General features: G+C 39.9%; 13 protein-coding genes. All 13 read left to right on the top strand.

Annotation, left to right across the window (positions count from 1 at the left end):
- The first annotated feature begins 44 nt into the window (after positions 1 to 44).
- Positions 45 to 2,390, top strand: a complete 2,346-nt coding sequence (locus IHV10_RS20220) for a VirD4-like conjugal transfer protein, CD1115 family (protein WP_197133817.1) — start codon at positions 45 to 47, stop codon at positions 2,388 to 2,390.
- Between the two features lie 18 nt (positions 2,391 to 2,408).
- Positions 2,409 to 4,403 (top strand): pLS20_p028 family conjugation system transmembrane protein, encoded by a 1,995-nt coding sequence (locus IHV10_RS20215; RefSeq protein WP_197133815.1) that lies wholly within the window; start codon positions 2,409 to 2,411, stop codon positions 4,401 to 4,403.
- 2 nt (positions 4,404 to 4,405) lie between these two features.
- Positions 4,406 to 4,729 carry a DUF5592 family protein gene (locus IHV10_RS20210; protein WP_197133813.1) on the top strand — a complete coding sequence of 108 codons (324 nt, stop codon included), beginning with the start codon at positions 4,406 to 4,408 and terminating at the stop codon, positions 4,727 to 4,729.
- Complete coding sequence (locus IHV10_RS20205) at positions 4,716 to 5,306, top strand: hypothetical protein (RefSeq protein WP_197133811.1); 591 nt, start codon at positions 4,716 to 4,718, stop codon at positions 5,304 to 5,306. Before IHV10_RS20210 ends, IHV10_RS20205 begins: the two co-directional genes overlap by 14 nt.
- 5 nt (positions 5,307 to 5,311) lie before the next feature.
- The gene (locus tag IHV10_RS20200; RefSeq protein ID WP_197133809.1) at positions 5,312 to 5,596 is read left to right on the top strand and encodes a hypothetical protein; all 285 of its coding nucleotides are present in this window, start codon (positions 5,312 to 5,314) and stop codon (positions 5,594 to 5,596) included.
- Entirely contained in the window at positions 5,593 to 7,488 is a 1,896-nt protein-coding gene (locus IHV10_RS20195) for a VirB4 family type IV secretion system protein (protein ID WP_197133807.1), read from the top strand. Before IHV10_RS20200 ends, IHV10_RS20195 begins: the two co-directional genes overlap by 4 nt.
- Positions 7,488 to 8,108, top strand: coding sequence for a hypothetical protein (locus IHV10_RS20190; RefSeq protein WP_197133805.1), 621 nt, complete (start codon positions 7,488 to 7,490; stop codon positions 8,106 to 8,108). The genes IHV10_RS20195 and IHV10_RS20190 overlap by 1 nt, the downstream gene beginning before the upstream one ends.
- Positions 8,109 to 8,127: 19 nt before the next feature.
- The gene (locus tag IHV10_RS23035) at positions 8,128 to 9,168 is read left to right on the top strand and encodes a bifunctional lytic transglycosylase/C40 family peptidase (protein ID WP_305069425.1); all 1,041 of its coding nucleotides are present in this window, start codon (positions 8,128 to 8,130) and stop codon (positions 9,166 to 9,168) included.
- Between the two features lie 129 nt (positions 9,169 to 9,297).
- The gene (locus tag IHV10_RS20180; protein ID WP_197133801.1) at positions 9,298 to 9,999 is read left to right on the top strand and encodes a hypothetical protein; all 702 of its coding nucleotides are present in this window, start codon (positions 9,298 to 9,300) and stop codon (positions 9,997 to 9,999) included.
- A 376-nt stretch (positions 10,000 to 10,375) separates the two neighbouring features.
- Positions 10,376 to 10,618 carry a hypothetical protein gene (locus IHV10_RS20175; RefSeq protein WP_197133799.1) on the top strand — a complete coding sequence of 81 codons (243 nt, stop codon included), beginning with the start codon at positions 10,376 to 10,378 and terminating at the stop codon, positions 10,616 to 10,618.
- Between the two features lie 6 nt (positions 10,619 to 10,624).
- On the top strand, positions 10,625 to 11,062 hold the full coding sequence (locus tag IHV10_RS20170; protein WP_197133796.1) for a hypothetical protein: 438 nt from the start codon (positions 10,625 to 10,627) through the stop codon (positions 11,060 to 11,062).
- On the top strand, positions 11,049 to 11,579 hold the full coding sequence (locus tag IHV10_RS20165; RefSeq protein WP_197133794.1) for a macro domain-containing protein: 531 nt from the start codon (positions 11,049 to 11,051) through the stop codon (positions 11,577 to 11,579). Before IHV10_RS20170 ends, IHV10_RS20165 begins: the two co-directional genes overlap by 14 nt.
- A 4-nt stretch (positions 11,580 to 11,583) precedes the next feature.
- On the top strand, positions 11,584 to 12,810 hold the full coding sequence (gene mobP2 / locus IHV10_RS20160) for a MobP2 family relaxase (protein WP_197133792.1): 1,227 nt from the start codon (positions 11,584 to 11,586) through the stop codon (positions 12,808 to 12,810).
- Positions 12,811 to 12,856 lie beyond the last annotated feature (46 nt).

Raw genomic sequence — 12,856 nt, 5'->3', positions numbered from 1 at the left:
AAAGCTATCCTCTTATTTCTTAACTGAAATGAGGTGGATTCACCATGCATAAAGAGTCAAAACAATGGAAGAAAATCTTAGCCAATAAGTATACACTGCTAGCCTTTTTTGTCGCTACCTTTATAAGTGGCACACTAGTAGTTAACTTTTTATTAAACTTTATCCTCAACATTCCAAACTACTTGGCTTTATTTAAAAACTACTCCGTAGATAATCCGGTCGATCCTCGGTCAATGCTATCTGCCGAATGGCCACTTATCTTCCGTTGGGAGTATTGGTTTGTTTATCTAATTGTGTACGGCTTCTTGGGCTTCTTTTGTTCACTTAAAGCGTACAACCTCAGAAGATCGTTTCAAGACATCAACAAAGGCACAAAAGGAACCGCAAGGTGGACAACACTGGAAGAAGTGAAAGAAGTCTATCATGCGGTTAAAGATAATGACGAGGACTACGAAGGAAAATCCGGAATCCCTGTAACTCATTACGAGGATGAATTGTACATAGATCCAAATAACACGAACACGCTAGTCGTTGCCTCTACACAATCTGGTAAAACGGAGATGTTTTCGTACCCTTTACTCGACGTTATTATGAGGGCTGAAGAAAAGGATTCTGTTATTGTGACAGATATTAAAGGGGACATGCTCAAGAATACGCGAGGAGAGTTTATTAAGCGCGGCTATGATGTTCATGTCTTAAACTTGTTAAATCCCTATCAAAGTATTGGGTACAACCCACTTGAACTCATTAAACAAGCCTATATGAAAGGGGAATATTCAAAGGCACAGATGCTGTGTAATACGTTGTCATATTCCCTTTTTCATAACCCTAATGCCAAAGATCCAATGTGGGAAGAGAGTTCCATCGCCTTAGTAAATGCTTTAATTTTAGCCGTCTGTGATATTAGCTTAACGGCGAACAAGCCTGAGAATATTACGATGTACACTGTAACGGTTATGCTCAGTGAATTAGGAAGTAATCCCGATGAAGATGGACAAACCAAACTCGATTACTTTTTTGGAAACCTTCCGGCCAATCACCCAGCAAAATTACAGTATGCAACGATTCAATTTTCTCAAGGTGTCACTCGAGGGGGGATCTTCACGGGAACGATGGCAAAGCTGAAGAACTATGCATACGATACAATTGCAAGAATGACCGCGACTACAACCTTCCATATTGAAGACCTGGCGTTTGGTGAAAAACCAATCGCTTTATTTATTGTTTATCCAGACTGGGACGATTCTAACTACAGTATCATTTCAACATTTTTGTCCCAAGTTGCTGCTGTATTATCTGAAAAAGCCACCCTAACTAAGGAAAGTAAGTTACCTCGAAGGGTGAGACACTTGTTTGAAGAGGTGGCCAACATTCCGGCCATTGAAGGATTAAGTCGTTCACTGGCCGTTGGATTAAGCCGTGGTCTACTCTACTGTCTCGTGATTCAGAACATTGCACAAATCGCTGAGAAGTATGGGGACAAGGCCGCAAAAGCCATCACAGGGAACTGTGGAAATCAAATCTATATCATGTCTGATGAGCTCGAAGACGCAGAAGAATTTAGTAAAAAGCTAGGAACAAAAACGGTTGTGTCCTCTGATCGTTCTGGACAACCATTAAGCCTTGATAAGTCGTTCAGCGAAAAAGAAGAGGAACGTCCGCTAATGATGCCGGATGAACTGAGGAGGCTTAAAAAAGGTGAATGGGTACTCGTTCGAACCAAGAAAAGAGAAGATTTAGACAATGAACGAATTGAACCCTTTCCCATTTTCTCTTCTTTAAAAGCCGGAACACAGATGCTGCATCGATATGAGTATTTGATGGGGCGTTTTAACAATCCCATTGCCTTTGATGAAATGGGACTTGAAGCTGAACACAAAAGCCTTGATCTGAATAGTCTCCTCATCCAGTTCAATACAAAGTATCTAGAAAAAGAAAAGCCGGAGAAGAAAACGAAGCCGAAAAAAGAGGCAAAAACAAAGAAGAAGGATAAAGAGTCAGAAGCTGTTGAAAAGCAAGAACCACCAAATAATAAAGCTGAGAATAAGAAGAAACAAGAGGACATCCAGCCACCTGTAATGGTGGAAGTTGCGGCAACACTTATTCCTGAAGCAGAGAATTTCGCAAGTGAACTCATTTTGGATTATGAAGAGAGAGGAGAAGAAGATTTTATGAATCAAATAGAAGGTGTAATCGATACGAGTACTCCTATTTTAGAAGTGATTACGGAGGACAAATATATCTTAATCAAGGCTATCGTAAAGAAAACGTTGTCTGGACAAGAGTATGCTTATTTTGAAGGGCTAAAGACGATAGAGGAAATCGAAACCTATTTCTCATCACCTGAGAAACAAGCTTTGTATCAGAAGGTCGAGCAATACTTTGTTTAAGGAAGGGGCGTGGGGAATATGAGCGAAGAACAAATGATTGATACCCTCGTAGACTTTCGGGATCATCTATCACTGGCTAACTTGTTAAATGCACCCTTTCGCATTATCGCTTGGTTAATCATTAGAGGGTTAGCACTCTGTGTGGACACACTCTCAGGGGCGTTAGAGGAGATCTACTCTGTTATGAATTTCTTTGATAGTGCTGTCATTGATGAGTGGATCGATAAGTATGATCTAGTGATTGTGGCGATCGCATCACTAGCATTGTTGTGGTTAGGATTTAAAATTATGATCCTCAATCAAACGGATAAAAGTAAGTACATCACAAATAGTTTACTAGCGTTAACGTTAATTGCTGTACTCCCTTGGTCAATGCTTCAGATGGAGAAGTTAGTCTCTCAAGGAGTAAGTTTATTAGAAGCTGAATCGAAAAAGTCTACAAAGATCATTCAAAGCAATATGACAGACATCTATGTGTTAGATAAAGGTGGTTGGAAAAATGTTAATCCGTCTCCTGGTAACTACATCAAAAGTGATCAGAGTATAAGTCTTCTTGATATTACAGAAACGGTAGACACCGGAGGTATCCTATCCTCTTCTCCTTTGTCTGAAGGTGGAAAAGAGATGTTACAAAAGAAAGTAAATGATGCTTCAGGAACGTACAAGCTAGAAGATCTCGAATCTAACTTCTTTACTGAAGACGAGGCTTACTATCGCTACTCATGGCATCCCGTCTACATGATTATCGAGCTGTTGACGGTATGCTTGGTACTACTGTTTACAGGTTTCAAGACAACTCAACTCATTATTGAGCTTGGTTTTTTAAAGCTCTTTACGATGTCTACAGCCATGACTGATATAGATACGGGGCAACGAAATAAAAAGCTTGTAGAAAAAATTAGAAACACGTTTATTATTCTTTATGTCATTATGTTGTTGCTTAACTTTTATTTAATATTTGTAGACTTTATTGTCGATACAGACATATCAAAGCCGGTTCAAATCTTCATTCTTCTTGCGGCCGGTGTGTTTGTTATAGATGGTCCGAACATCATTGAAGAATTGTTTGGCATCGATGCCGGGTTAAAGAGTGCCAGTCGATCCATTATGGGTGTGATGGGTGCAGCTAAAACGGCAAGCATGGCAACGAATGCAATTGGGAAGGGTGCCAAGACAGTTGGAAAGATGGCCAAAGGAACAGCAAAAGGATTTGGGAAGGCAGCTGTTGGTGGTGCAACGGTTGGCGCTGGTGTGAAAGGAGCCCTTGACGGATTTAAAGAGAATAGAATGGCCGCAAAAGCTCAAGATGATACACCATTAGGTTCAGACAAAAACACAGGTGGAACGAACAATACTTCAGAACAAGCAAATACACCACTAGAAGGCAAAAATCCATCTGGTGAAAGCTCGCCTTCTGGAAGCAACACTCCATTAGGAGCAGAAAATAAATCTCCAAATGGAGGTGCATCAGAAACATCCTCTAAGGTCGACCAATCACCTTTAGCAGGTGCAGGAAGTTCGAATGGCCAGAAACGTGAAGGTCAAAATGCACCAAATGGTGGACATGTTGCGCTCGGTAATACAAATAGCCAAAACAACACGCCACTTGGTGGTATGCAAGAACCAGGAAGTCAGGGGAATACAACGCCTTCAGGTATGAACGCGATGGCAAAACATCCACTCGCTTCAAAAGTCGAGAAGAACTCACCGTTATCGGGAGGGAACGGCTATAAGCCTTCAGCCAAATTCTCACCAATCCAAGGAGGCGCTACTAGTGGAAACGGAGTAATGTCGCCTCGTGTGAATATGCCATCTTATATTACACAGGCGAAGCAACATTTTGATCAATCGGTAACGCCAAAACCATCTACTAATCTTACACTTGGTGATGCAGCGATTCATAAGTACGCAGAAACTGCACAAAAGGTATATGATTCTACACCGGTTCAGAATATGAGGAAAACGTACGATATGTCGAAAAATTCGATTTTAAACAAGAATGGAGGTAACTAGCTTTGAGAAGATTGTTACGAGTGCCAGAGGAGATTCAAGCAAGTGCTAAGTGGTCTAAGCTTACGGTGTTAGACGGAATCATTATTATTGCTAGTTTAGGTGTCGGATGGATCACCAAATGGATCGTTCTTCCGGTTTTAGAGGTTCCTTACGTTGCTTTATTTCCAATCTCACTTTATGTATTGTTGTTACCGAGTTCGAATGTTCCACACAAGAAAAACTATCAGACGGCCATGATTGTGTTAAAGAAAGACCGAAAGGTGTATAAATCCCTGTCCTTAGAGGATAGGGATTTTTATGTAGGAGGCGGAGATGATGCAGTTTGACGCTGTAAAGGTGAAAGAATCCAAAAAACCTAATCAAACAAGGCAAGAAAAGAAAATTACGAAGCAGATTAATAAGATCAATAAAGTATATCCCGTATGTGGTGTTACGGAAGAAGAATTCATAAAAAGTAAGATTGGTGCGACGGTTGTTTATTTTGAGATCCTAGACGTTCGTAAATACGATCTGTTTCTCATGGATGAACAAGAATTTCAGTTTGTGACCGAAAACAACTGGAAGTTTCAAAAGCAGTATCCGTTTCCGATTAAGGAAGTGTATATGAACTTCCCAGAGGACAATCAACAGCAGCAAGACTACTTTAAACACAAGATCGAACGAACGACTAACCCGGCTCAATTAGAAGCGTTACACACAGAGTTAGAAAAGCTGAAGCATATTGAAAAAACTTATGAGATGCGTGATACGTACCTTTTTGTATTTGGGAAAAGTGTGGAAGAACTTCAGAAGCGATTGGAACAAGTGAGGAGATTTAATAATTTTCTCGGAGTAAATACGGTACCCATGCGGAAGAAAGAAAAAATCTTGTTTCGACTAAACAATCACAATACAAGGGGATGAGGAAAATGTGTAAAGAACTAATATCGATAGATGATAATCCAATGATACGAGATGGGATCAAAATTCAACTAAACGAATGTCCGGTTAACTCTGTAGTAACAGGTACATTAGGTTGCGGTTATAATAGTGGGCCATTACAGCGTTATATTTCTAAACAACTATTAGATTCGTATTTAAATGAATCCTCGCGACTTGGAGGCGTACAGATTCATTTAGAAGAATGGAATCATTCTATTAATCCACTACACGCCTCATCCTTCCATATTAAGGACAAGAAGGTGAAGCAATGAGCGTAGAAAAAGATATCGCACTGATTTACGAGACGCAGCCTATGGGAGGCATCTCCTTTAAAGAGGAGTATTACAACCGCAAAGGAGATGGGTACGAGGCTTGTCTTCATGTCTACCGGTTCCCGAACGTCTTTACCGAATTTTGGTTGAATGAGATTACGAGTTTAGAGAATACGATCGTGACGGTTGATACGTTTACAACGCAAGACGTGAATTATGTAGAGAAGGTTACTCACTCGACAGAAGAGTTACGATCTCGACGGGATAACGCGAAAAATCAGAGTCAGTATGATGTAGCGAATGAAGAATTTGAAACTTTGCGAGAACTGGGACTAGCTTTACACAAAGAAGGCGAAGTGATTAAACGTATTCACGTTCGCATCTATATTAACGCACCTACTCAAATACAACTTGAAGAACGGATCAACAAGATATGCAAGTCTTTAGATAGCGATGGATACAAAAGTATTGTTTTTCTAGATGAACAAAAGGAAGAATGGCAAGCGAAGTTCTTAGATTATGAATCTCAACAAAAGCTCGTAAACAAGAGGCCTGGTATTGAGATTCCGGCTGAAGCGTTAGGCCTTGGATTTGCGCACGATCAAACGAGTTTAAAGGACCCAACAGGAGCCTATTATGGCTACACTCGAACAAGAGGAACAGTCTACTGGGATATGTTTCATCAGACGATGAAACGTCTATATTATAACCTTTTTGTATCAGGTGATATGGGATCAGGTAAATCAACTCTTTTGAAAAAAATCTTACGTGATAATGCATTAAAAGGAAACTTTATTAGAGGCTTTGATAAGTCAGGAGAGTTTTTAGCTGTAACAGAAGATTTTGGTGGGAAGACCATAAATTTGGACGGTTCAGGAGGAAGGGTTAACCTTTTTCAAGTATTCCCTACTGTTTCAACTGAGGGTGAGAATGAATTAAAAGTTGATGAAGCTGCTTCCTTCCGACAACATGTATCTAAACTTAACATGTGCTACCTCATGTTAAATCCTAAAAGTACAGACGCTGAACAACAACAATTTGACGAACTGGTTTATGACTTTTATGTTTTTAAAAACCTGTGGGACTATTCTGGTGACGTGCGTATTACGAATTTACCGGCTGAAGACTACCCAATCTTGTCTGAATTTCATGCTTACTGTTTAGAACGTTATCAGTTGGAAGAAGACGAACGCTTCAAAGGAAGAATCGGTGATATATCAAAATCTATTGGTAACCTCGTGAGGCAGTACGGGGAGTTATTTGATGGGTGTACCACGATTCCAGACATGACTCATGAACAGATTGTATTTTATGACATCGGGAATCTTTCGCAGTTAAAAAAGGAGATTTTTGATATCCAGGTGTTCAATGCACTTACTCAAATATGGGCTAATATGATGCACTCAGGAAGAAGAGAAAAAGACGCTTATGACACCCAGACTAAGCACTGGTGGGATATCAAACGATTCTTAATTATCGTAGATGAATGTCACAACGTTCTTAACATGGAAAAATCGTTTACAGCTGACTTTTTTGTAACATTGATGTCTGAAGCAAGGAAATTTTTTGGGGGAGTTGTCCTGGCAACGCAGCGTATGGAACGAATGTTTCCTAAGGCTGATAACGTAGCCAATGAAAAGATGGCGCTTGCTTCTAATAAGCTTTCTGAGATCTTCGGATTGACGCAGTATAAAGCAATCTTCAGACAAGACGCGACCTCCATGAAACTAATAAAAAATCTCTTTGGTGACCAAATGACAGACATGGAATATGGGATGATGCCAACGTTTGATAAAGGAAATTGTGTTCTTTCTATCGCTGGTGATCAGAACCTAGTAATGACCGTAGAAGTTACACCGGAAGAGCTAGCGTTATTCAAAGGAGGAGCTTAATGATGGGAGATCAAGGGATGAAAAATAGACAAGGGAACAAGAACCTCAAAAGGATTTATTTGGCCACAGTTGTGCTATTTATCACAGCTGTGGTTTTATTTTTTTTCCAACAGAAACAACCTGTTCAGGAGAAAAAGACGGAGACTGCCAATGATTTAATTATTGAATCCGGAGTTCAGGAAGATACCATGAGCGATTATGAAAAAGAAAAGGCAGCAATCAAGAAAAAGAACCGAGAAGAAGTTGGGGAAACGGTCACGGACTTTATAAAAGCGTACTATACCTATGATGCCAACAATCGATTTAAAAGCCTTGAGGATGCTAAGCCATATCTCTCACGTGACTTTTACGAGGAGTTAAAGAAAACCGAAGATGAAAGCACAAAAGTGCCTATACATGCGTATCGAGAGGTAACTAAAATTAGCTTGCAAGACTACCTCAGAATGGGAGAAAACCACACAATCATTGCGAAAACGACAGCCGAACTATTCGATGAAAAGAAGAAACCGTTAAGTACGATTGGTGTTGAATTTCATTTTAATGTTGTGCGCGAAGACAACGAATGGAAGATCTCCTATTTCGCACTGTTTGGAAAGAGCTTAGAATCAAATGAAGAATAAATTGATTAAAGGAGTGCTAATGAAACTATTGGCTCTCCTTTTGTCTTCTGTGGGCGCTTATGTGTTTATCGGTCTATTTGTTAGCCTCCTGATTCTTGGTGCAGTAGGGGGGAATTCGAATAACGGAGGATCATTTGAAGGCGTCTCTCCTATTAATATTTCTCCTGAAGTCGAACAGTATCGTTCGAAAGTGGAAGAGGAATGTTTGAAGAATGGAATACCCGAGACTGTAAACTTAATCCTCGCGATCATGATGCAAGAAAGTGGAGGACGAGTCCCTGATGTGATGCAGTCAAGTGAGTCTCAAGGGCTGCCGCCTAATGCTATTACAGATCCTCATTACTCGATTGAAGTTGGTGTGAAGTACTTCTCAATCGGATACAAATACGCGAAGGAAAACGCCAAGCAAAACGTCAATGAAACTAGCCTTCAGGGATACAATTATGGCTATGGTTTTATCCCTTGGGCGATTAATACTCACGGTGGTTGGTCGGAAGCAAATGCTGCAGAATTCGCGTTTATGAAGAGTGGGGGAAGGAAACGGGATAATGGCCAGTGGAAGTATGGCGACCAGTTATATGTGTCACATGTGATGAGGTATTTAGTGGCGAATGATGGTTCCGAAAACGGAGGGATAAAGCCGTTGCCAGGAGGTCATAAGACGGTAGAGAAAGCCATCTCAGAGGGGTCGAAGTTCATCGGTCGTTCAACGTACGTGTTCGGTGGAGGACGTAATCAGGGTGATATTGCACGGGGCCATTTTGATTGTAGTAGCTTCATTCACTATGCTTTTTCACAAGCTGGGTTGAACCTTGGACCACTCTCATCAGTGACAACGGATACGTTAATAAATAAAGGTCCCCGTGTGAATCCTTCAGATATCAAACGAGGCGATTTAGTTTTCTTTGATACTTATAAAGTAAATGGACACGTGGGCATCTATCTAGGGAATGGCGAATTTTTAAACTGCCAAGACACCGGTGGTGTAAGAGTGGCATCGATGCAAAACAGTTACTGGAAAGGCACCTATAATGGCGTCATTGTTCGTGTAACCCAGTAAAAAAGAGGGGTGTAAAACGAGTTGTTTTCAAAAATAAAATTCAAGAAAAACGGAACTAAGTACAAGCTGATGGTCTTCTCTATCAGCTTTCTTTTTTTATTCTTTTTTTCTAGTAGAGTGCTATTTAATATGCCAAAAGCTCATGAAGATACAGCTCTTCGAACGCCGGTTTCATTCTCTAAAATGGATGTTGAGGTGGCGAGCAAAGACTTCTATGAAAGTAAAAACTTACTTGAGATCAATGTCTTAGTGAAAGAAAGGGGAAATGGAATTCCGATTGATCTTGGTGTAAACATAAAAGAAAAATCAGATACAGAAGTTGTATATAAGAAGAAAATTGTAAAGATTACCGATCAATATTATGTCATTTTCGTTCATGGTTTACCGGACAAATGGAAGAGTGTTTCATTTGATTTTTATGATAAGAACGAATCAAAAAGTGTGATGAAGGGAGACCAAAAAATCTATGTTTCTTCCGCCAAAACAGAAAAACATGATCGATTCATTCCACAAAAAGATGCATTTTATGAAGTGAAGTATACAAATTTGTTAATGAAAGATGCAGAAAAAATCATTAAAGAAGAACAAGAAATGATTGCAAAAGCCAACAAAAATCAGAACGAGTTACAACAAAAAATAGAGTCATTAAAAGAAGAACTCGATTACAAAACAGAAACAGAAAAAGCAGAAGTAAACCAAACTATTTCATCACTTACTTTAAAAATTGAAGGTTACAAAAGAGAAAAAACAGATCATGAGAAGCTGATAAAAGAGCAGCAAGAACGAATAAAAAATCTCAAGAAAAAGAAGCAAGAACTAGAAGTGAAATGATAGTTTTATTCCGAAAATGACGAGTAAAACACCACTCATTATGTATACCAGATAGGTATTATCTCTAAAAATTGATATACCTGACTGGTATTTTATCAGGAAAAACATATACCTGGGTGGTATTTTCGTAAGATTTTCATATACCTGATTGGTATTATTTTATGATTTCGTGGAACCGCAAAAAAACAAACCGCACTGCGGTTTCAACCATGAAATGGTTGCAGTTTTCCCTTATGCTCTTTATTGCTTTCGCCTCCCCTTCTTTTCGAAGGGGAGGACGTCTGGTAGCTATCGCTACCAGACTCGAAAGAATAAACGATCTTTCGAAGACTAAAGTTCGCGTTTGCTCAATCTAACGAAGAAAGGTTTTGAAAAAATGGCCCACTTAACAATCAAAGATATCTCAACTTCGACGAATCAAAAGCTCACAGACAAAGCGAAGGCTGCGGGCGTTTCCAAGAACAAATATTTGCTAAAACTTCTCGACACGCATGTGATCGCAGAAGAAGTAGAAGGGATAAGAACGGACTATGAAGAGCTCGTGAAGAGTTGTCTTCAGGTGATTCGACATAACACAAAAGTGATTAACGAATTTATTCGGATGAACGAGGAAGGATGATAAAGAATGGTAAGTAAACATGTACGTTTTAGTGAAGAGGAAGAATCAGATTATGGGATTGCCTATTTAAACAAAAAAATGGCCCAGTATAACTTAAACATGAACCAAACAATCGAGAGAATTTTTTCAGAACATGAGTTGTTTCAAAAGTTGCTGAACAATTATGATGAGCTGCTAGTCGAAAAAATTTATGAGCGATTCAAGAGAGATCTGGACGTGATCCGAGTTAGAACCGGATACGCTGACAAGAACGCTCGAATTAGTCTAGAACTTTGGAACGGATACATCTTAACGAATAACCAAGAGAACTATGTCACGACAGAATTAGTCGAGACGAAAGCCCTTCAACAAGCCAGAGAAAAAGTAGAAGGTGACATCGCAGCTTATCGTCAAAAGAAACTCGAACGTGAGAAAAAAGGAGAGCCAGTCAGTGATCCAACTTAAGAAAGGTCTTATAGAAAACTGTGAGGCTGATGTGATCGTGAATGCTTCAAACGGAGTCGGGTACATGGGCGGATTTCTTGGTAAGTACATCAAGTTTCCGGGGGTTGCTGAAGCTCTTCATTTTGCGACAAAAGGTTCGATTGAAAGAGAAGCAAAACAGGTATTAGCTCAACGGAAAATGAATGCTGGAGGCGTCTTCATAACTTCAGCCGGAGGCTTGAAAGCCAACTACATCTTTCATGCGGTCACAATGAACAAGCCAGGGCAAACCTCTTCTTTACAAACGGTCGAAACGTGCCTGAAAAACATAGTGAATCTTGCGCGAGCTTTCAATTGTAAGAAGATCTCGCTTCCTTCTTTAGGAATAGGTACGGGTCGATTGAACAAGCAGATGGTCGCAAAGCTTTACTACGATGTACTAAAGAATGAACGAACCACATATGAAGTTGTAGATCCTCAAGGTGATTTCAACAATCACCTTGATTTTTATTTTAAAAACCGAATGAATGTAAGGTGATCGCATGGGAAGTCCAGGTGTCGTGCTCGTATCAAAATATGTATCGGGGAAGTCAAAAAAATTTACGTCTTACGTGAACTATATTAATCGAAACGAAGCCACTCGCTCACAGAAATTTGAAACGTATAATGTGAATCAGCTAGACGGTTACAACCAATACATGGAGAACCCAGAGAAGAGTAATGGGATCTTCACCAAATATAAAGATCATCTCACTCAACGAGAGAAGGATCAGTTAAAACTTATTTTCAAAACCGCCCAGGAGAATGACTCCGTTATGTGGCAGGATGTGATTAGTTTTGATAATGCATGGCTAGAGAATAATGGGTTTTATAAAGAAGAAACCGGATGGATCAATGAGAGTGCCATCCAACAAGCTGTACGAAAAGGAATGGATGTTGTTCTCCAACAAGAGAGCATGGAGGAGAGTGCGGTTTGGGCTGCCTCCCTCCATTTTAATACGGACAACATACACGTTCATGTTGCTATCGTAGAACCACACCCAACGAAACCTTACGGCATCTATACAGATAAGAAGACGGGAGAAACTTACGAAGCTAGACGTGGGAATCGCAAAAAAACAACGTTAGATAAATTCAAAAGCAAAGTAGCCAACTCTCTGTTGGATCGTGACAAGGAGTTAACCAAAATATCGGAACTGATCCACGATCGAATCGCTCCTAAAGGATACAAATTTAGAACCAAACAAGATCGATTCCTAATGAAGAAATACAACGAAGTGTATACACAACTTCCTTCAGATATGAGCCTGTGGAAATACAATAACAATGCCATTAAGGAAGTAAGACCGGAGATCGACACGCTGATTACGATGTATATCGAAAAGTATCACCAAGCCGATTTTAAAGAGCTCGATCAAGCGTTAAAAGAGGAGATGAACTTTAGAAAAGACGTGTATGGAGACGGTGAAATTGAGGTCAAACGGTACGAGGAATACCGGGAGAATAAACATCATGAACTATACACGAAACTTGGGAACGCCATGTTAAAGGAAATGAAAGAGATCCGCATGGAGGAAAGAGCTTCCTTTCAAAACCGTTCTCTTGATGGGAAAGCCCCTCAGTCCTTCCACTCTGAGTACCAGGGCCGATTAGGAAATAGTGCTCTGTATCAAATAAAACGAGCGCTTGATGTGGATTATCAAAGCTTAAAGAACAAACGTAAATATCAGCGACTACAAAAAGAAATGGAATATGAACAAGGAAGGTGAAGCCCACATAGGTCTTCACCTTTTTTTATTTTAAGGAGGGAATACA

It is taken from the genome of Fictibacillus sp. 5RED26 (genome assembly GCF_015903895.1).
Lineage (GTDB): Bacteria > Bacillota > Bacilli > Bacillales > Fictibacillaceae > Fictibacillus > Fictibacillus phosphorivorans.
This window is presented reverse-complemented; position numbering and strand designations above follow the sequence as displayed.

Excerpts from the sequence above, each read along its gene's own strand:
- IHV10_RS20215 (WP_197133815.1), top strand. The coding sequence starts at position 2,409 with ATGAGCGAAGAACAAATGATTGATACCCTCGTAGACTTTCGGGATCAT.
- IHV10_RS20195 (WP_197133807.1), top strand. The coding sequence starts at position 5,593 with ATGAGCGTAGAAAAAGATATCGCACTGATTTACGAGACGCAGCCTATG.
- IHV10_RS20205 (WP_197133811.1), top strand. The coding sequence starts at position 4,716 with ATGATGCAGTTTGACGCTGTAAAGGTGAAAGAATCCAAAAAACCTAAT.
- IHV10_RS20170 (WP_197133796.1), top strand. The coding sequence starts at position 10,625 with ATGGTAAGTAAACATGTACGTTTTAGTGAAGAGGAAGAATCAGATTAT.
- IHV10_RS20220 (WP_197133817.1), top strand. The coding sequence starts at position 45 with ATGCATAAAGAGTCAAAACAATGGAAGAAAATCTTAGCCAATAAGTAT.
- mobP2 (WP_197133792.1), top strand. The coding sequence starts at position 11,584 with ATGGGAAGTCCAGGTGTCGTGCTCGTATCAAAATATGTATCGGGGAAG.
- IHV10_RS20190 (WP_197133805.1), top strand. The coding sequence starts at position 7,488 with ATGATGGGAGATCAAGGGATGAAAAATAGACAAGGGAACAAGAACCTC.
- IHV10_RS20175 (WP_197133799.1), top strand. The coding sequence starts at position 10,376 with ATGGCCCACTTAACAATCAAAGATATCTCAACTTCGACGAATCAAAAG.
- IHV10_RS20200 (WP_197133809.1), top strand. The coding sequence starts at position 5,312 with ATGTGTAAAGAACTAATATCGATAGATGATAATCCAATGATACGAGAT.
- IHV10_RS23035 (WP_305069425.1), top strand. The coding sequence starts at position 8,128 with ATGAAACTATTGGCTCTCCTTTTGTCTTCTGTGGGCGCTTATGTGTTT.
- IHV10_RS20180 (WP_197133801.1), top strand. The coding sequence starts at position 9,298 with ATGCCAAAAGCTCATGAAGATACAGCTCTTCGAACGCCGGTTTCATTC.